We start from the raw sequence: 17,886 nt of genomic DNA on the forward strand, positions 1-17,886 counted from the left end.
GCTATGCGATCTCCTTCGGAACGACCCCGAACGGCGCCAGCTTCTCGGCGCCGCCATCGGGCGCCGTGAGCACCCAGATTCCTCCATCGTGCACGGCGACGCTATGTTCCCAATGTGAACCGTCCGACCCGTCGAGGGTCGACACCGTCCACTCGTCGTCCTCCACCCGCGTCGCCTGGTCACCGGCGACGACCATCGGCTCGATCGCGACGGCCAGCCCGGGTCGCACCTCGGCCCCGACGTCGGGCGTACGGTAGTTGAAGACACTCGGCGACTCGTGCATCTTGCGGCCGATCCCGTGGCCGACATAGTCGCGGAGGATGCCGTAGCCGCCCTCGGGGGCGTTCGCCTCGATGTACGACTCGATCGCGTCGCCGACCTCGCCGAGGTGCCGGGCGGATGCGAGGGTGGCGACGCCCGCCCACAGCGACCCCTCGGTCACATCGGAGAGGCGCTGCCGGGCGGCGACCACGTCGGCCGGCGCTTGGCCGGGAACGATGACGCTGATCGCGGAGTCGCCGTTCCAGCCACGCAGCTCCGCACCGGCGTCGATCGACACGAGGTCCCCCGCCTGCAGCATCCGCGCGCCGGGGATGCCGTGGACGACCTGCTCGTTCACCGATGCGCAGATCGTGTGGCGGTAGCCGCGCACGAGCTGGAAGTTCGACCGCGCACCGCGACCGCGGATGACGCGCGACGCTTCGGCGTCGAGCTCGAGCGTCGTGACGCCGGGCTCGATGAGCTCGCGCACCGCGTCCAGGGCCGCCGCGGTGATCAGCCCGGGCTCGACCATGGCGCGCAGCTGCGCGGGGGTCTTGTAGACCGAGGAGCGGAACACGACGTCAGGCGGAGGCGGCGGCAGAGGGTGCGAGCCCGCGCGCCTCGAGAGCGGCGAAGATGCGCTCGGTGACCTCGTCGAGCGTTCCGACGCCGTCGATCTCGTCCACGAGTCCTCGCGTGCCGTACACGCCGAGGATCGGCGCGGTCTCGGACTCGTAGATCGCCAGGCGGTTCGCGATGACCTCTTCGGTGTCATCCGCCCGACCCTGGTCGATCGCGCGGGCGCGGAGGCGCTCGATCGACTCGTCGCGCGGGACGACGAGGGCGAGCACGGCGCCGAGATGCTCGTCTCGTCCCTCGAGGAACTCGTCCAGGTGCATCACCTGCGCGAGGTTGCGCGGATAGCCGTCCAGGAGGAATCCGTCCGCGGCGTCCTCCTTCGAGAGGCGATCGCGCACGATCCGGCTCGTCAGCTCGTCAGAGACCAGCTGCCCGGCGTCGATGACCTCCTTCACCTGCAGACCCAGCTCGGTCCCCTCGGCGACATTGGCGCGGAAGACGTCGCCCGTCGAGACGACGGGGATGCCGAACGCCTCGGCGATGCGGACACCCTGCGTTCCCTTCCCTGAGCCTTGCGGACCGACGATGAGCAGACGAACGGGTGAGGCCATCAGCGGAGGAGCCCTTCGTAGTGACGCTGCTGCAGCTGGGCGTCGATCTGCTTCACCGTCTCCAGTCCCACGCCCACGATGATCAGGATCGACGCGCCACCGAACGGGAAGTTCTGGTTGGCGCCGACCGTCGCGAGCGCGATGAGCGGAAGGAGCGCGATGAGGCCCAGGTAGATCGAACCGGGCAGCGTGATGCGGGTGAGGACGTAATCGAGGTACTCGGCGGTGGGACGCCCCGCGCGGATGCCGGGGATGAAGCCGCCGTAGCGCTTCATGTTGTCGGCGACGTCGACGGGGTTGAAGGTGATGGCGACGTAGAAGTAGGTGAAGCCGATGATGAGGAGGAAGTACACGAGCATGTACAGCGGCGAATCACCGGTCGTGAAGTACTGCGAGATCCACACGACCCACGGCTGGGCCTCTTCCCCCGGCTGCGGCTGGTTGAACTGCGCGATGAGCGCGGGGATGTAGAGCAGCGACGAGGCGAAGATGACCGGCACGACGCCCGCCATGTTGACCTTGATGGGGATGTAGGTGTTGGTGCCGCCGTACGTGCGACGCCCCACCATCCGCTTGGCGTACTGCACCGGGATGCGGCGCTGGGACTGTTCGACGAACACCACCAGGCCGACCACCAGGATGCCGACCGCGAGCACGAGGAGGAAGATCTCGAAACCGCGCGCCTGCCAGATCGACCACATCGCGGCCGGGAAGGTCGCGGCGATCGAGGTGAAGATGAGGATCGACATGCCGTTGCCGACGCCGCGCTCGGTGACGAGCTCGGCGAACCACATGATGAGGCCGGTGCCCGCGGTCATCGTGATGATCATGAGCAGCTGCGCCCACCACACGTCGTTGGTGAGGAGGTTCTCGCACTCCGGGATGCCGACGCCCAGCAGCTGACCGCTGCGAGCGACCGTCACGAGCGTCGTCGACTGCAGCAGCGCCAGCGCGATCGTCAGGTAGCGGGTGTACTGCGTGAGCCGCGCCTGACCGGCCTGACCCTCCTTGTAGAGGGTCTCGAAGTGGGGGATGACCACGCGCAGCAGCTGCACGATGATCGTGGCGGTGATGTAGGGCATGACGCCCAGCGCGAAGATCGACAGCTGGAGGAGCGCCCCGCCGGAGAAGAGGTTGACCAGCGAGAGAAGGCCATCGGTGCCGCCGGAATCGGCCAGACAGGCTTGGACGTTCGGGAAGTCCACGAAGGGCGTCGGAACGTGAGCCCCGAAACGGTAGATGGCGATGATGCCCAGTGTGAAGGCGATCTTCCGCCGCAGGTCAGGCGTGCGGAAAACCCGCGCGATGGCGCTGAACAAGTGGATTCCTCCAGAACGGGTTGCGGCGCCTCCGGGCGCGCAGACAACCAGAGTAACCCAGAGGGCCGGGGGCTATCGCCTCCCGGCCCTCTGGGATACGGACGAGGTCAGTTGACCGAACCGCCCGCCGCGACGATCTTCTGCTCCGCAGAGCCGGAGACCTTGTCGACGGTCACGTTGAGCTTCACCGAGACGTCTCCGGTGCCGAGCACCTTGACCTTCTCGTTCTTGCGCACGGCGCCCTTGGCGACGAGGTCCGCCACCGTGACGTCTCCGCCCGACGGGTACAGCTCGGCGAGCTTGTCCAGGTTCACGACCTGGTACTCCACGCGGAACGGGTTCTTGAACCCGCGCAGCTTCGGGGTGCGCATGTGCAGCGGCATCTGGCCGCCCTCGAAGCCGATGCGCACCGAGTAGCGCGCCTTGGTGCCCTTGGTACCACGACCGGCCGTCTTACCCTTGGAACCCTCACCACGACCGACACGGGTCTTGGCGGTGTGGGCTCCGGGGACCGGACGCAGGTGGTGCACCTTGAGCACGCCGGGACGCGAGGCGGGCGCCTGCTTCTCCGCGGTCTTCGTCGCCTTGGCGGCGGCCGGCTTGCGCGCGGGAGCCTTCTTGGCGGGCTTGTCAGCCTCGACGCTTTCGTTCTCAGCCATCAGTCGATCTCCTCAACCTTCACGAGGTGAGCGACGGTCTGAACGTAGCCGCGCGTCTGCGCGTCGTCGGGACGGACGACGGAGTCGCCGATCCGCTTCAGACCGAGCGAGCGCAGCGTGTCACGCTGGTTCTGCTTCTCGCTCACCTTGGACTTGACCTGGGTCACCTTCAGCCTGCTGGCCATCAGACACCTGCCTTCGCCGCAGCGGCAGCCTTGGCTTCGTTGCGGATGATGATGCCGGGGACGACCGCGTCGTACTCGAGTCCGCGGCGCGCGGCCACGGCACGGGGTTCCTCGAGGCTCTTGAGCGCCTCGACTGTCGCGTGCACGATGTTGATGGTGTTCGACGAGCCGAGCGACTTCGAGAGCACATCGTGGATGCCGGCGCACTCGAGCACCGCACGCACCGGGCCACCGGCGATGACGCCGGTACCGGCGGCGGCGGGGCGGAGCAGCACGACACCGGCAGCGGCCTCACCCTGCACCGGGTGCGGGATGGTGGAGCCGACACGGGGCACGCGGAAGAAGTTGCGCTTGGCCTCTTCGACACCCTTCGAGATCGCTAGCGGCACCTCGCGGGCCTTGCCGTAGCCGACGCCGACGACGCCGTTGCCATCGCCCACGACGACGAGCGCCGTGAAGCTGAAGCGGCGACCGCCCTTGACGACCTTCGACACGCGGTTGATCGTGACGACGCGCTCGAGGAACTGGCTCTCGTTGCGGTCGCGGGATCCGCGGTCGCCACGGGTCTGGCTGCGCTCGCGGCCGCCGCGGCGGGCCTCGCGAGGCTCGCGGTTGGCGTCGGTCGAGCCGGCCGTGGCCGTCTCGGTCGTCGCCGGCGCGGTGTCGGTCACTTCGGTCTCCTGGTTATTGGTCACATCACTCACAGGTTCAGCCCTCCTTCGCGGGCGCCCTCGGCGATCGCGGCGACACGACCTGCGTAGCGGTTGCCACCTCGGTCGAAGACGACGTCGGTGACGCCGGCGGCCTTGGCGCGCTCGGCGACGAGCTCGCCGACCTTGCGGGCCTTGGCGGTCTTGTCACCGTCGAGCGTGCGGAGGTCCGCCTCGAGGGTGGATGCAGAGGCCACGGTGTGGCCCTTGCTGTCGTCGACGAGCTGGACGAACACGTGGCGTGCGGAGCGGGTCACGACCAGGCGAGGACGAACCTCGGTACCCACGACCTTCTTGCGAAGGCGGGCGTGACGCCGTGCGCGTGCGACGGACTTCGACTGCACAGCCATGGTTACTTACCAGCCTTTCCGGCCTTGCGGCGGACGACCTCGCCCGCGTAGCGCACACCCTTGCCCTTGTACGGCTCGGGCTTGCGGATCTTGCGGATGTTCGCGGCGGCCTCACCGACGGCCTGCTTGTCGATGCCGCTCACGGTCACTCGGTTGTTGCCCTCGACCGCGAACGTGATGCCGGCAGGGGGGTCGACGAGCACGGGGTGCGAGAAGCCGAGCGCGAACTCGATCGAGCCGCCGCGCTGGGCGACACGGTAGCCCGTGCCGACGACCTCGAGGCCCTTGGTGTAGCCCTGGGTGACGCCGATGATGTTGTTGTTGATGAGCGTGCGGGTCAGGCCGTGCAGCGACCGAGACTCGCGCTCGTCGTCGGGACGGGTGACGATCACCTGGTTGTCCTCGACCTTGACCTCGAGAGGACGCGCGACCGTGAGGTTCAGCTCGCCCTTCGGGCCCTTGACGGAGACATCCGAACCGGTCACCGAGACGGTGACGCCGGCCGGGATGTCGATGGGAAGACGTCCGATTCGCGACATGTCAGATCACCACACGTAGGCGAGGACTTCCCCGCCCACGCCCTTCTGCTCGGCCTGACGGTCCGTGAGGAGGCCAGAGGAGGTGGACAGGATGGCGACGCCGAGGCCGCCGAGAACCGTGGGGATCTCGGTCGACTTGGCGTAGACGCGGAGGCCGGGCTTCGACACGCGCTTGATGCCGGCGATCGACCGCTCGCGGTTCGGGCCGTACTTCAGCGTGAGCGTGAGGGTCTGGCCGACGCGTGCGTCCTCGACGCGCCACTCCGAGATGTAGCCCTCCTGCTGGAGGATCTCGGCGATGTGGGTCTTGAGCTTGGAGCTCGGCAGCGATACGGAGTCGTGGTGCGCCGAGTTCGCGTTGCGCAGACGGGTCAGCATGTCTGCGACCGGGTCTGTCATCGTCATGGGGTTCTTCTTTCGTTCATGAGGTATCGGCTGCCGTTACGCGACAGGCGACCTTCCATGGATGGGGGTGTTACGCCTGGGCGTCCTCGTTGCGGAACGGGAAGCCGAGCTGACGCAGCAGCGACCGGCCCTCGTCATCCGTCTTCGCCGTGGTGACGATCGTGATGTCGAAGCCGCGGACGCGGTCGATCTTGTCCTGGTCGATCTCGTGGAAGACCGACTGCTCCTGCAGGCCGAAGGTGTAGTTGCCGTGGCCGTCGAACTGGGCGCCCGACAGGCCGCGGAAGTCGCGGATGCGGGGAAGCGCCAGGTTGACGAGACGGTCGACGAACTCCCACGCGCGGTCACCGCGAAGGGTGACGTGCGCGCCGATGGCCTGACCCTCGCGGAGCTTGAACTGCGCGATGGACTTGCGGGCCTTGGTGACGATCGGCTTCTGCCCGGTGATCTTGGTGAGGTCGTCGACCGCACCATCGATCACCTTGCTGTCGCGCGCTGCCTCACCGACACCGGTGTTGACGACCACCTTGACCAGTCGAGGGGTCTGCATGACGTTCGCGTAGCCGAACTCCTCTTGCAGCGCCTTCTTGATCTCGGAGTTGTACTTCTGCTTCAGGCGGGGCTGGATCTTGCCAGCCTCCACGGCAGTGGTGCTCATGTTCAGAGGTCCTTGCCTGACTTCTTGGCGAAGCGCACGCGGACCGTGCGCTTCACGCCGTCCTTGACCTGCTCCTCGACGCGGTGACCGACGCGGGTCGGCTTCTTGGTCGAGGGGTCGACGAGGGCGACGTTGGAGATGTGGATGGGGGCTTCGTACGTCTCGATGCCACCGGTCTTGGTGCCGCGCTGGGTCTGGCCGACGCGGGTGTGCTTGGTGACGTAGTTCACGCCCTCGACGATCACGCGGTTCTGCTCGACGAGGACCTCGAGGACCTTGCCCTGCTTACCGCGGTCTCCGCCGCGCTCGGGCTTGGGGCCCGAGATGACCTGAACCAGGTCGCCCTTCTTGATCTTCGCCATGATCAAATGACCTCCGGGGCGAGCGAGACGATCTTCATGAACTTCTTGTCGCGAAGCTCACGGCCGACCGGTCCGAAGATGCGGGTGCCGCGGGGCTCCCCGTCGCTCTTCAGGATGACGGCGGCGTTCTCGTCGAACTTGATGTACGAGCCGTCGGGACGACGGGTCTGCTTGACGACGCGGACGACGACGGCCTTGACCACGTCACCCTTCTTGACGTTGCCGCCGGGGATCGCGTCCTTGACCGTGGCGACGATGACGTCGCCCAGGCCCGCGTAGCGGCGGTTGGAGCCGCCGAGCACGCGAATGGTGAGCAGCTCCTTGGCGCCGGTGTTGTCGGCGACCTTGAGGCGCGATTCGTTCTGGATCACTTGGCCTTCTCCACGATCTCGACCAGGCGCCAGCGCTTGGTGGCGCTGAGCGGGCGGGTCTCGTTGATGACAACCAGGTCGCCGATCCCGGCGGTGTTGCCCTCGTCGTGCGCCTTCACCTTGGAGGTGCGACGGATGACCTTCCCGTAGAGGGGGTGCTTCACGCGGTCCTCGACCTCGACGACGATCGTCTTGTCCATCTTGTCGCTCACGACGTAGCCACGGCGGGCCTTGCGATATCCGCGGGCGTCGGCGTCGCGCACGTCGTGCGCGGAGCTCTCGTGCCCCGCGGCCTGCGTGGGCTCGACGGCGGCGGCCTTCGCGGCGGTCGCCGTCTGGGCAGTCTTCGACGCCGGCTTGCGCGCCGGCGCCTTCTTCTCGGTGGTCTCAGCCATCACTCGGCCTCTTCCTTCGCGGCCTCGTCAGCGGCATCCGCCTTCTTGGCCTTGGTCTTCTTCGCCTTCGTCGCCGCGACGGGAGCGGGCGTGGCACGGATGCCGAGCTCGCGCTCACGGATCACGGTGTACAGCCGCGCGATGTCGCGCTTGACGGCGCGGATGCGGCCGTGGCTCTCGAGCTGGCCGGTGGCCGACTGGAAGCGCAGGTTGAACAGCTCTTCCTTGGCCTTGCGCAGCTCTTCGACGAGACGCTGGTCTTCGAACGTGTCGAGCTCGCTCGGAGCGAGCGTCTTGGTGCCGATCGCCATTACGCGTCGCCCTCCTCGCGCTTGATGATGCGTGCCTTGAGAGGCAGCTTGTGGATGGCACGGGTCAGTGCTTCACGAGCGAGTTCCTCGTTGACACCGGCGACCTCGAACAGGACGCGACCCGGCTTGACGTTTGCGACCCACCACTCCGGCGAACCCTTACCGGAACCCATGCGGGTTTCGGCCGGCTTCTTGGTGAGCGGACGGTCGGGGTAGATGTTGATCCACACCTTGCCGCCGCGCTTGATGTGACGGGTCATCGCGATACGAGCGGACTCGATCTGACGGTTCGTCACGTACGCGGGGGTCAGCGCCTGGATGCCGAACTCGCCGAAGGAGACCTTCGTGCCGCCGGTGGCCTGACCCGAGCGACCCGGGTGGTGCTGCTTGCGGTACTTGACCTTGCGGGGGATGAGCATTACGCCGACGCTCCTTCTGCCACGGGGGCCTCGTTGCGGGGGCCGCGACGACGGTCGCCACCGCGGTCGTCACGACCGCGGGACTTCGGCGCGTTGGCCTGCTCGCGTGCGAGCTCCTTGTTGGTGAGGTCGCCCTTGTAGATCCAGACCTTCACGCCGATGCGGCCGAAGGTTGTCTTCGCCTCGTAGAAGCCGTAGTCGATGTTCGCCCGCAGGGTGTGCAGGGGCACACGGCCTTCGCGGTAGAACTCCGAGCGGCTCATCTCGGCGCCGCCGAGACGGCCGGACACCTGGACGCGGACGCCCTTGGCACCGGCGCGCTGGGCACCCTGGAGGCCCTTGCGCATCGCGCGGCGGAACGCCACACGAGCCGAGAGCTGCTCCGCGATGCCCTGTGCCACCAGCTGGGCGTCGGCCTCGGGGTTCTTCACCTCGAGGATGTTCAGCTGGATCTGCTTGCCGGTGAGCTTCTCGAGGTCGGCGCGGATGCGCTCGGCCTCGGCGCCGCGGCGGCCGATCACGATGCCCGGGCGGGCGGTGTGGATGTCGACGCGGACGCGGTCACGCGTGCGCTCGATCTCGATGTTGCTGACGCCGGCCCGGTCGAGCTGGGTCTGCAGGAGCTTGCGGATCTTGATGTCCTCGGCCACGTAGTCGGCGTAACGCTGGCCCGGCTTCGTCGAGTCGGAGAACCAGCGCGACACGTGGTCCGTGGTGATGCCGAGGCGGAAGCCGTACGGGTTGACCTTCTGGCCCATTACTTGCTCGCCTTCTGGGTGGTCGGGGCGTCGGCAGCAGCATCCTCGGGCGTCGAGAGGACGACCGTGATGTGGCTGGTGCGCTTCTTGATCTGGAACGCGCGACCCTGCGCACGGGGCTGGAAGCGCTTGAGCGTCGTGCCCTCGTCGACGTACGCGTTCTTCACGTACAGGTCGGCGTCGTCCAGGTACTCGTTCGCGGCGTCGGACTTCACGCGAGCGTTCGCGATCGCCGAGGCGACGAGCTTGTAGATGGGCTCGCTCGCGCTCTGCGGCGCGAACTTCAGGATGGCCAGGGCCTCCTGGGCCTGCTTGCCCTTGATGAGGGCGACGACACGACGAGCCTTCTGAGGGGTCACGCGGATGTGTCGCACACGTGCGATGGACTCCACCATTTCTCTCTCCTCTCAGCGCCCCGCGTCAGCGGCGGCGGCCCTTCTTGTCGTCCTTCACGTGGCCGCGGAAGGTGCGGGTGGGGGCGAACTCGCCCAGCTTGTGGCCGACCATGGTCTCGGTCACGAACACAGGGATGTGCTTGCGTCCGTCGTGCACGGCGATCGTGTGGCCCAGCATGGCCGGGATGATCATCGAGCGACGTGACCAGGTCTTGATGACGTTCTTCGAACCCGCCTCGTTCTGCGACACGACCTTGCGAAGCAGGTGCTCGTCGACGAAGGGGCCCTTCTTGAGACTGCGTGGCATCTTCTGTTCCTACCTACTTGCGCTTCTTGCCGGCCGTGCGACGGCGGACGATGAGCTTGTCGCTTTCCTTGTTGGCGTGGCGGGTACGGCCCTCAGGCTGTCCCCACGGCGTCACCGGGTGACGTCCACCGGAGGTCTTGCCCTCACCACCACCGTGCGGGTGGTCGACCGGGTTCATCGCGACACCGCGGACGGTCGGGCGCACGCCCTTCCAGCGCTTGCGACCGGCCTTGCCCCAGTTGATGTTCGACTGCTCGGCGTTGCCGACCTCGCCGATCGTCGCGCGGCAGCGCGCGTCGACGTTGCGGATCTCGCCCGAGGGCAGACGAAGCTGCGCGTACGGGCCGTCCTTCGCCACGAGGCGAACCGACGCACCGGCCGAGCGCGCCATCTTCGCACCGCCGCCGGGGCGGAGCTCGATGGCGTGGATCACGGTACCGGTGGGGATGTTGCGCAGCGGCAGGTTGTTGCCGGGCTTGATGTCGGCGCCGGGGCCCGACTCCACCACATCGCCCTGCGACAGCTTGTTCGGCGCGAGGATGTAGCGCTTCTCGCCGTCGACGTAGTGCAGCAGCGCGATGCGCGCGGTGCGGTTGGGGTCGTACTCGATGTGAGCGACCTTGGCGTCGATGCCGTCCTTGTCGTTGCGACGGAAGTCGATCAGACGGTACTGACGCTTGTGACCGCCACCGATGTGACGGGTCGTGATGCGGCCCTGGTTGTTGCGACCACCGGTCTTGCTCAGCGGGCGCAGCAGCGACTTCTCGGGCGTCGATCGGGTGATCTCAGCGAAGTCCGCCACCGACGAACCGCGACGACCCGGGGTCGTGGGCTTGTACTTGCGAATAGCCATGTGTGTGAGTCCTCTGTCCCGACCGTCAGCCGACTGCCGTGAAGATGTCGATGGTGCCGGACTTCAGCGTGACGATCGCGCGCTTGGTGTCCTTGCGCTTGCCGGTGCCGAAGCGGGTGCGACGGGCCTTGCCCGGGCGGTTCAGCGTGTTCACCGCGGCGACCTTGACGCCGAAGATCTTCTCGATGGCGAGCTTGATCTCGGTCTTGGAGGCGCGGGTGTCGACGTAGAACGTGTACTTGCCCTCGTCGATGAGCCCGTAGCTCTTCTCGGAGACGACCGGCTTGAGGATGATGTCGCGCGGGTCCTTGTTCACGGCGGTCATGCCGAGACCTCCTCGGTGGTGGCGCTCTTGGACGCCACGAAGGCGTCGTAGGCGGCCTTGGTGAAGACGATGTCGTCGGAGACGAGCACGTCGTAGGCGTTCAGCTGGTCGAAGCTCAGCACGTGCACGTACGCGAGGTTGCGCACGCTCTTGACGGCGAGTTCGTCGCCGCGCTCGATCACCACGAGGACGTTGCGCTGCGCCGGGGCCAGGGCCGAGAGCACGGATGCGGCGGCCTTGGTGGACGGCGCGCCCTCGATGCCGAACGAGTCGATGACGTGCAGGCGGTCCCCGCGAGCGCGGTCGCTCAGAGCGCCGAGCAGCGCCGCCGCGATCATCTTCTTGGGAGTGCGCTGCGAGTAGTCACGCGGCTTCGGGCCGTGGACGATGCCACCGCCGGTCATGTGCGGCGCACGGATCGAACCCTGACGGGCGTTACCCGTGCCCTTCTGCTTGAAAGGCTTGCGGCCCGCGCCCGAGACCTCGCCGCGACGCTTGGTCGAGTGCGTGCCCTGGCGAGCCGCCGCGCGCTGCGCGACGACGACCTGGTGGATGAGCGGGATGTTCGTCTTGACGTCGAACAGGGCAGCGGGAAGCTCGACCGATCCGGCCTTCTTCCCGTCCGCCTGAACGACGGTGAGCGTGGAGTCAGCCATGTGGATCAGGCACCCTTCACTGCGTTGCGGACGTAGACGATGCGGCCGCGCGCGCCGGGCACGGCGCCCTTGACGAGCAGCAGACCCTTCTCGGCGTCGACGGCGTGCACCGTGAGGTTGAGGACGGTCACGCGCTCGCCACCCATACGGCCGGCCATGCGCATGCCCTTGAACACGCGGCTCGGCGTCGACGAGGCGCCGATCGAACCGGGCTTGCGGTGGTTGCGGTGCGAACCGTGCGAAGCGGAGACGCCCTTGAAGTTGTGGCGCTTCATGACACCCGCGGTGCCCTTGCCCTTGCTGGTGCCGACGACGTCGACCAGTTGGCCGGCCTCGAAGAGGCCCTCGACCGTGAGCTCCTGACCGAGTGAGTAGTCAGCAGCATCCGCGGTGCGAACCTCGGTGAGGTGGCGGCGGGGGGTGACGCCGGCTGCCTCGAAGTGGGCGGTCAGCGGCTTGTTCACCTTGCGGGGGTCGATCTGGCCGTAGGCGATCTGCACGGCGTTATAGCCGTCCTTCTCGGGCGTACGGACCTGGGTGACCACGTTGGGGGCGACCTCGATGACGGTGACGGGAACGAGCTTGCCGTTCGCGTCCCACACCTGGGTCATGCCGAGCTTGGTGCCCAGCAGGCCCTTGGAGACCTTGGAGTTGACCTGTTCTGAGTGTGACTGTGCCATGTCGGACCTCAGAGCTTGATCTCGATGTTGACGTCGGCCGGGAGGTCGAGACGCATCAGCGAGTCGACGGCCTTGGGCGTCGGGTCGATGATGTCGATGAGGCGCTTGTGGGTGCGCATCTCGAAGTGCTCGCGGCTGTCCTTGTACTTGTGGGGCGACCGGATGACGACGACGACGTTCTTCTCCGTCGGCAGCGGCACGGGGCCGACGACGGTGGCGCCGGCGCGGGTCACGGTGTCGACGATCTTGCGCGCGGAGCTGTCGAGCCCCGCGTGGTCGTACGACTTCAGGCGAATGCGGATCTTCTGTCCCGCCATTGTCTGCTCACTCTCTTTCTCGCGTCATACCCGGGTGGCATTGGACGCACGTGGCGCTCCCGCGCCTGGCACTTCGTCGCTCTGGCGAGCGAGGCGGCACCGCTGTTCTGCTGTCAGACCGCGCGCGGACGCGCGGCAGCCCCGTCCGAAGGTTGGGGTATTTGGCTGTTCTGCTGCCCGCGGCCTAGGCCTGTGCGCGTGAGCGCTGCCTATGCACTGCCCTGGCAGTGATCCGGAGCACACACGAAGCGGCTCCCGGAATGTGGAACTGGATTAGTCTACGTGTCGCCCGGGCGTGTCGCAAACCCGGGCGTGTCGCGATATCCGCGGGCGGCGCGGAGAACAGGCTCGGCTACTCGTTGCCGATGTGCTTGTCGACGTTCGCGCGCGTCTCGTCGACCTTCGCGCGGTGCTGCTCCGGCACGACCTTCTTCACGGCCTCGGCGGCACCGTCGAGGAAGCGATCGCTCACATCCTCGGCCTTCTCGCTCTTGAGGGCTTCGTCGATCTTGTCGCGGTTCTGCTCGAACAGCTGCTTGCCCTTGTTGACGATGTCGTCCACGCCCATGTCATCCTCCTCGGTGGGTTACCGGGCCATTGTGACCCGGCGCGCCGGGGTGACGGAAGGACTTGCCAAGCGCACGACGACGGCCCCCCGTCCGAAGACGAGGGGCCGCCGAGGAAAGCGGGTCAGGCCTGCTCGGCCTGGCGACGACGGATGACCGCGACGCTGGTGACCGCGATACCGGCGGCCAGGAGCGCGCCGCCGCCGATCCACACGCCGGTCATCGACGCCGCGTCGATACCGGTCGGGGGAAGGCCGCCGGCGACCGAGAAGGTCGTGGAGACGTTGGGGCTGACCGCGCCGTCGGCCGTCAGCGTGTAGGTGCCGCTGGCGTTGCTCGGAAGCACGACGCGGACGGTGACCGCACCGGAGCCGTCCGCTGCGCGGGTTCCCAGGTTGACGTTCGACTGGAACACCGCCTGCACGGCGGCGAGGCGCGCGCCGGAGGCGTTCTCACCGCTGAGGAAGAAGGTGACCTGCTCGTTCGGCTGGAATCCGCTGAACGCGACAGTGACGGTCCCGCCGGGGGCCACCGTGCTCGACCCGACCACGGCGCCGCCGGGGGCGGTCGTGACGGTGGGCGACGGCGAGGGCTGCGACGGCGGGTAGGCGTTGGCCGCCAGGGGGATGGCAGTCAGGGCGCCGGTGGCGACGAGCACCGCCGCGATCCTGAGGCGAAGGCTCTTCATGGGTGACTCCGATGCATTGGGTTTGTTCTGGGGAATGAAGCAGGATGCGATGATTCGTCCGCTGGGACCGGACGAGAAAGCGGCACCTTTCCCTGTCTTCCTTTGCCACGGTATCCGGGTTCTCAGCCAAATCACAACTCGCACACAAAATCTTTACCGAAACATTCGCCGTGGCGTAAGGGTGCGCCCGGACGCGAAAAAGGGGCCGAGCCCGAAGGCCCGACCCCTGATCCGTGGATGGAATTACTTGAGGATCTTCGTCACCGTGCCGGCGCCGACGGTGCGGCCACCCTCACGGATCGCGAAGCCGAGGCCCTCTTCCATGGCGATCGGCTGGATGAGCTCGACCGACATCTCCGTGGTGTCGCCGGGCATGACCATCTCGGTGCCCTCGGGCAGCGTGATGACGCCGGTGACGTCGGTGGTGCGGAAGTAGAACTGCGGGCGGTAGTTCGTGAAGAACGGGTTGTGACGGCCACCCTCGTCCTTGGACAGGATGTACGCCGTGCCCTCGAAGTTGGTGTGGGGCGTGACCGAACCGGGCTTCACGACGACCTGGCCGCGCTCGACGTCGTCACGCTTGGTGCCGCGAAGGAGCAGACCGCAGTTCTCGCCGGCCCACGCCTCGTCGAGCTGCTTGTGGAACATCTCGATACCGGTCACCGTGGTCTTCTGCGTCGGGCGGATGCCGACGATCTCGACCTCGGAGTTGATGGCCAGCGTGCCACGCTCGGCGCGGCCCGTGACGACGGTTCCACGACCGGTGATCGTGAAGACGTCCTCGATCGGCATCAGGAACGGCTTGTCCTTGTCGCGCACCGGGTCGGGGATCGACTCGTCGACGGCCTCCATGAGCTCGACGATCGAGTTCACCCACTTCTCGTCGCCCTCGAGAGCCTTGAGGCCCGAGACGCGGACGACGGGGGCGTTGTCACCGTCGAAGTCCTGGCTGGACAGCAGCTCGCGCACCTCCAGCTCGACGAGCTCGAGGATCTCCTCGTCGTCGACCATGTCGGCCTTGTTCAGCGCGACGAGCAGGTACGGCACGCCGACCTGCTTGGCGAGCAGAACGTGCTCACGGGTCTGAGCCATCGGGCCGTCGGTCGCCGCGACCACGAGGATCGCGCCGTCCATCTGAGCGGCACCGGTGATCATGTTCTTGATGTAGTCAGCGTGGCCCGGGGCGTCGACGTGGGCGTAGTGACGCTTCGGGGTCTCGTACTCGACGTGCGAGATGTTGATGGTGATACCGCGCTGGCGCTCTTCGGGCGCCGAGTCGATCGACGCGAAGTCGCGCTGAACGTTGGTGGCCGACGGGTACTTGTCGGCGAGCACCTTCGAGATCGCGGCGGTGAGCGTGGTCTTGCCGTGGTCGACGTGACCGATCGTTCCGATGTTCACGTGCGGCTTGGTCCGCTCGAACTTGGCCTTAGCCACTGGGTCCTCCTCAGGACGGTCGTGTAGAGGTTCCGGGCACTGGATTGCGACCGGTCGTCTACGGGGTTGGGTTCAGTCTAGTGAATGTGAAGTTATGTGTCAGAAGGGGCGATTACTCGCCCTTGGCCTTCTGGACGATCTCGTCGGCGACGTTGCGGGGAACCTCGGCGTAGCTGTCGAAGGTCATCGAGTACACGGCGCGGCCCGAGGTCTTCGACCGCAGGTCGCCGATGTAGCCGAACATCTCGGACAGCGGCACGTTGGCACGGACCACCTTCACGCCCGAGGCGTCCTCCATGGACTGGATCTGACCTCGGCGGCTGTTCAGGTCGCCGATGACGTCGCCCATGTACTCCTCCGGCGTGCGCACCTCCACGGCCATGATCGGCTCGAGGATCACCGGGTTCGCCTTGCGGAGGGCCTCCTTGAAGCCCATCGAACCCGCGATCTTGAACGCCATCTCCGAGGAGTCGACGTCGTGCGAGGCGCCGTCGAGGAGGATCGCCTTGACACCCACGATCGGGTATCCGGCGAGCACGCCGACGTTCATCGCGTCCTGGAAGCCCTGGTTGGTCGGCTCGATGTACTCGCGCGGGATGCGGCCACCGGTGACCTTGTTCTCGAACTCGTACGTCTTGTCGGCCGTGACCTCGAGAGGCTCGATCGCGAACTGGATCTTCGCGAACTGGCCGGACCCACCGGTCTGCTTCTTGTGCGTGTAGTCGTGACGCTCGACTGTCTTCTTGATCGTCTCGCGGTACGCCACCTGCGGCTTTCCGACGTTGGCCTCGACCTTGAACTCCCGCTTCATGCGGTCGACCATGATGTCGAGGTGCAGCTCGCCCATGCCCTTGATGACGGTCTGACCCGTCTCGTGGTTCTGCTCGACGCGGAAGGTCGGGTCCTCTTCGGCCAGCTTCTGGATCGCGATGCCCAGCTTCTCCTGATCGGCCTTGGTCTTCGGCTCGATCGCGACCTCGAGCACCGGGTCGGCGAACGTCATCGACTCGAGGACCACCTGGTTGGCGGAATCCGAGAGGGTGTCACCGGTGGTGGTGTCCTTGAGGCCGATCACGGCGTAGATGTGGCCCGCGGTGACGGAGTCGACCGGGTTCTCCTTGTTGGCGTGCATCTGGAAGATCTTCCCGATGCGCTCCTTCTTGCCCTTGGTCGAGTTGACGACCTGCGAGCCGGAGTCCAGGTGACCGGAGTACACGCGGATGTAGGTCAGACGGCCGAAGAAGGGGTGCGTGACGACCTTGAACGCCAGCGCCGCGAACGGCTCGTCGCGGTCGGCGTGACGCTGGATGATCGTCTCTTCGTTCTTCGGGTCGTGCGCCTCGATCGCCGGAACGTCCAGCGGGGTGGGCAGGTAGTCCACGACCGCGTCCAGCATGGGCTGCACGCCGCGGTTCTTGAACGCCGAGCCGCACAGGACCGGGTAGACCTCGGAGGCGATCGTCATCTTGCGGATCGCGCCCTTGATCTCCTCGGGCGTGAGCTCCTCGCCACCGAAGTACTTCTCGAGCAGCACCTCGTCGGACTCGGCGACGGTCTCGAGCAGCTTCTCGCGGTACTCGGCGGCCTTGTCGGCGAGGTCGGCGGGGATCTCCTGGATCTCGTACTTCGCACCCATGGTCACATCGCCCTTGGCATCGCCGGGCCACACGAGTGCGCGCATGTAGACGAGGTCGACGACCCCGATAAAGTCGTTCTCGGCGCCGATCGGGATCTGCAGCACGAGGGGCTTGGCCTTCAGCCGGTTGACGATCGTGTCGATCGTGAAGTAGAAGTCGGCGCCGAGCTTGTCCATCTTGTTGACGAAGCAGATGCGCGGGACGTTGTACTTGTCGGCCTGACGCCACACGGTCTCGGACTGGGGCTCCACGCCCTCCTTGCCGTCGAACACGGCGACGGCGCCGTCGAGCACGCGCAGCGACCGCTCCACCTCGACGGTGAAGTCGACGTGGCCGGGCGTGTCGATGATGTTGATCTGGGTGCCTTCCCAGAAGCACGTCACCGCGGCGGAGGTGATCGTGATGCCACGCTCCTGCTCCTGCTCCATCCAGTCGGTGGTGGCAGCGCCGTCGTGCGTTTCGCCGATCTTGTGGTTGACGCCCGTGTAGAAGAGGATGCGCTCGGTCGTCGTCGTCTTGCCGGCATCGATGTGCGCCATGATGCCGATGTTGCGGACCTTGTGGAGGTCGGTGAGCACTTCTTGTGCCACGGGGTTTCCTTACGTCTTGATGGCGCCCGGCGGGGAGGTCATCCCCACCGGGCGCCGGATGAGCTGATTTACCAGCGGTAGTGCGCGAAGGCGCGGTTCGACTCGGCCATCTTGTGGGTGTCCTCGCGGCGCTTCACCGCGGCACCGAGGCCGTTCGAGGCATCCAGGATCTCGTTCTGGAGGCGCTCCGTCATGGTCTTCTCACGACGACCCTTGGCGTAGCTGACGAGCCAGCGGAGGGCGAGGGTGTTGGCGCGGTGAGGCTTGACCTCGACCGGAACCTGGTAGGTCGAACCGCCGACGCGGCGCGACTTGACCTCGAGAGTGGGGCGGACGTTGTCCAGCGCCTTCTTGAGGGTGGCGACGGCATCCTGACCGTTCTTCGACTCGACGCCGCGGAGGGCGTCGTAGACGATCGACTCGGCCAGCGACTTCTTGCCGTCGATGAGGATCTTGTTGACCAGCTGCGTGACGACGGGAGCGCCGTACACCGGGTCGTTGACGACGGGACGCTTCGGGGCGGGACCCTTACGAGGCATGGTT

Annotated in this window: 28 protein-coding genes; all 28 read right to left on the reverse strand. The window is 66.8% G+C overall.

The window, feature by feature from the left end:
* Position 1 precedes the first annotated feature (1 nt).
* On the reverse strand, positions 2-838 hold the full coding sequence (map, locus tag ACTU3I_RS13695; protein WP_442926248.1) for a type I methionyl aminopeptidase: 837 nt from the start codon (positions 836-838) through the stop codon (positions 2-4).
* 4 nt (positions 839-842) lie between these two features.
* The gene (locus ACTU3I_RS13700) at positions 843-1,451 is read right to left on the reverse strand and encodes an adenylate kinase (protein ID WP_442926249.1); all 609 of its coding nucleotides are present in this window, start codon (positions 1,449-1,451) and stop codon (positions 843-845) included.
* Positions 1,451-2,770, reverse strand: a complete 1,320-nt coding sequence (gene secY, locus ACTU3I_RS13705) for a preprotein translocase subunit SecY (protein WP_442926250.1) — start codon at positions 2,768-2,770, stop codon at positions 1,451-1,453. Before secY ends, ACTU3I_RS13700 begins: the two co-directional genes overlap by 1 nt.
* 107 nt (positions 2,771-2,877) lie before the next feature.
* Positions 2,878-3,429 carry a 50S ribosomal protein L15 gene (gene rplO, locus ACTU3I_RS13710; RefSeq protein ID WP_442926251.1) on the reverse strand — a complete coding sequence of 184 codons (552 nt, stop codon included), beginning with the start codon at positions 3,427-3,429 and terminating at the stop codon, positions 2,878-2,880.
* The gene (rpmD, locus tag ACTU3I_RS13715; RefSeq protein ID WP_442926252.1) at positions 3,429-3,614 is read right to left on the reverse strand and encodes a 50S ribosomal protein L30; all 186 of its coding nucleotides are present in this window, start codon (positions 3,612-3,614) and stop codon (positions 3,429-3,431) included. The genes rplO and rpmD overlap by 1 nt, the downstream gene beginning before the upstream one ends.
* Positions 3,614-4,309 (reverse strand): 30S ribosomal protein S5, encoded by a 696-nt coding sequence (gene rpsE / locus ACTU3I_RS13720; protein WP_442926409.1) that lies wholly within the window; start codon positions 4,307-4,309, stop codon positions 3,614-3,616. Before rpsE ends, rpmD begins: the two co-directional genes overlap by 1 nt.
* A gap of 5 nt (positions 4,310-4,314) precedes the next feature.
* Entirely contained in the window at positions 4,315-4,674 is a 360-nt protein-coding gene (gene rplR / locus ACTU3I_RS13725; RefSeq protein WP_442926253.1) for a 50S ribosomal protein L18, read from the reverse strand.
* Positions 4,675-4,676: 2 nt separating this feature from the next.
* Positions 4,677-5,213: a 50S ribosomal protein L6 gene (gene rplF, locus ACTU3I_RS13730; RefSeq protein ID WP_442926254.1), complete on the reverse strand. Its 537-nt coding sequence runs from the start codon at positions 5,211-5,213 to the stop codon at positions 4,677-4,679.
* Between the two features lie 6 nt (positions 5,214-5,219).
* The gene (gene rpsH, locus ACTU3I_RS13735) at positions 5,220-5,618 is read right to left on the reverse strand and encodes a 30S ribosomal protein S8 (protein WP_442926255.1); all 399 of its coding nucleotides are present in this window, start codon (positions 5,616-5,618) and stop codon (positions 5,220-5,222) included.
* A gap of 70 nt (positions 5,619-5,688) precedes the next feature.
* Entirely contained in the window at positions 5,689-6,276 is a 588-nt protein-coding gene (gene rplE / locus ACTU3I_RS13740) for a 50S ribosomal protein L5 (RefSeq protein WP_442926256.1), read from the reverse strand.
* Between the two features lie 2 nt (positions 6,277-6,278).
* On the reverse strand, positions 6,279-6,638 hold the full coding sequence (gene rplX, locus ACTU3I_RS13745; RefSeq protein WP_442926257.1) for a 50S ribosomal protein L24: 360 nt from the start codon (positions 6,636-6,638) through the stop codon (positions 6,279-6,281).
* A 2-nt stretch (positions 6,639-6,640) separates the two neighbouring features.
* Entirely contained in the window at positions 6,641-7,009 is a 369-nt protein-coding gene (gene rplN / locus ACTU3I_RS13750) for a 50S ribosomal protein L14 (RefSeq protein WP_055833708.1), read from the reverse strand.
* Positions 7,006-7,272, reverse strand: a complete 267-nt coding sequence (gene rpsQ, locus ACTU3I_RS13755; protein ID WP_141940017.1) for a 30S ribosomal protein S17 — start codon at positions 7,270-7,272, stop codon at positions 7,006-7,008. Before rpsQ ends, rplN begins: the two co-directional genes overlap by 4 nt.
* A 131-nt stretch (positions 7,273-7,403) precedes the next feature.
* Positions 7,404-7,715, reverse strand: coding sequence for a 50S ribosomal protein L29 (rpmC, locus tag ACTU3I_RS13760; RefSeq protein ID WP_442926258.1), 312 nt, complete (start codon positions 7,713-7,715; stop codon positions 7,404-7,406).
* Entirely contained in the window at positions 7,715-8,134 is a 420-nt protein-coding gene (gene rplP / locus ACTU3I_RS13765) for a 50S ribosomal protein L16 (RefSeq protein WP_018171451.1), read from the reverse strand. Before rplP ends, rpmC begins: the two co-directional genes overlap by 1 nt.
* Complete coding sequence (rpsC, locus tag ACTU3I_RS13770) at positions 8,134-8,892, reverse strand: 30S ribosomal protein S3 (RefSeq protein ID WP_442926259.1); 759 nt, start codon at positions 8,890-8,892, stop codon at positions 8,134-8,136. Before rpsC ends, rplP begins: the two co-directional genes overlap by 1 nt.
* Positions 8,892-9,287, reverse strand: a complete 396-nt coding sequence (gene rplV / locus ACTU3I_RS13775) for a 50S ribosomal protein L22 (protein ID WP_442926260.1) — start codon at positions 9,285-9,287, stop codon at positions 8,892-8,894. Before rplV ends, rpsC begins: the two co-directional genes overlap by 1 nt.
* A 25-nt stretch (positions 9,288-9,312) precedes the next feature.
* Positions 9,313-9,594 carry a 30S ribosomal protein S19 gene (rpsS, locus tag ACTU3I_RS13780; RefSeq protein WP_135063327.1) on the reverse strand — a complete coding sequence of 94 codons (282 nt, stop codon included), beginning with the start codon at positions 9,592-9,594 and terminating at the stop codon, positions 9,313-9,315.
* A 13-nt stretch (positions 9,595-9,607) separates the two neighbouring features.
* The gene (rplB, locus tag ACTU3I_RS13785) at positions 9,608-10,447 is read right to left on the reverse strand and encodes a 50S ribosomal protein L2 (protein ID WP_442926261.1); all 840 of its coding nucleotides are present in this window, start codon (positions 10,445-10,447) and stop codon (positions 9,608-9,610) included.
* 25 nt (positions 10,448-10,472) lie between these two features.
* On the reverse strand, positions 10,473-10,772 hold the full coding sequence (gene rplW / locus ACTU3I_RS13790; protein ID WP_442926262.1) for a 50S ribosomal protein L23: 300 nt from the start codon (positions 10,770-10,772) through the stop codon (positions 10,473-10,475).
* A complete protein-coding gene (gene rplD / locus ACTU3I_RS13795) occupies positions 10,769-11,428 on the reverse strand; it encodes a 50S ribosomal protein L4 (RefSeq protein WP_442926263.1) in 660 nt (219 codons plus the stop codon). The genes rplW and rplD overlap by 4 nt, the downstream gene beginning before the upstream one ends.
* 5 nt (positions 11,429-11,433) lie before the next feature.
* The gene (rplC, locus tag ACTU3I_RS13800; protein WP_442926264.1) at positions 11,434-12,108 is read right to left on the reverse strand and encodes a 50S ribosomal protein L3; all 675 of its coding nucleotides are present in this window, start codon (positions 12,106-12,108) and stop codon (positions 11,434-11,436) included.
* A gap of 8 nt (positions 12,109-12,116) precedes the next feature.
* Positions 12,117-12,425, reverse strand: coding sequence for a 30S ribosomal protein S10 (gene rpsJ, locus ACTU3I_RS13805; protein WP_045246810.1), 309 nt, complete (start codon positions 12,423-12,425; stop codon positions 12,117-12,119).
* Positions 12,426-12,777: 352 nt separating this feature from the next.
* Positions 12,778-12,993 (reverse strand): hypothetical protein, encoded by a 216-nt coding sequence (locus tag ACTU3I_RS13810; RefSeq protein ID WP_442926265.1) that lies wholly within the window; start codon positions 12,991-12,993, stop codon positions 12,778-12,780.
* Between the two features lie 122 nt (positions 12,994-13,115).
* Entirely contained in the window at positions 13,116-13,679 is a 564-nt protein-coding gene (locus ACTU3I_RS13815) for a hypothetical protein (protein ID WP_442926266.1), read from the reverse strand.
* 243 nt (positions 13,680-13,922) lie between these two features.
* Positions 13,923-15,116 (reverse strand): elongation factor Tu, encoded by a 1,194-nt coding sequence (gene tuf / locus ACTU3I_RS13820; protein ID WP_135063311.1) that lies wholly within the window; start codon positions 15,114-15,116, stop codon positions 13,923-13,925.
* A 112-nt stretch (positions 15,117-15,228) separates the two neighbouring features.
* Complete coding sequence (fusA, locus tag ACTU3I_RS13825; RefSeq protein ID WP_442926267.1) at positions 15,229-17,343, reverse strand: elongation factor G; 2,115 nt, start codon at positions 17,341-17,343, stop codon at positions 15,229-15,231.
* Positions 17,344-17,411: 68 nt separating this feature from the next.
* Complete coding sequence (gene rpsG, locus ACTU3I_RS13830) at positions 17,412-17,882, reverse strand: 30S ribosomal protein S7 (RefSeq protein ID WP_442926268.1); 471 nt, start codon at positions 17,880-17,882, stop codon at positions 17,412-17,414.
* Positions 17,883-17,886: the final 4 nt, after the last annotated feature.

The sequence above is a fragment of the Microbacterium sp. RD1 genome, assembly GCF_052220165.1.
Classification (GTDB): Bacteria; Actinomycetota; Actinomycetes; order Actinomycetales; family Microbacteriaceae; genus Microbacterium.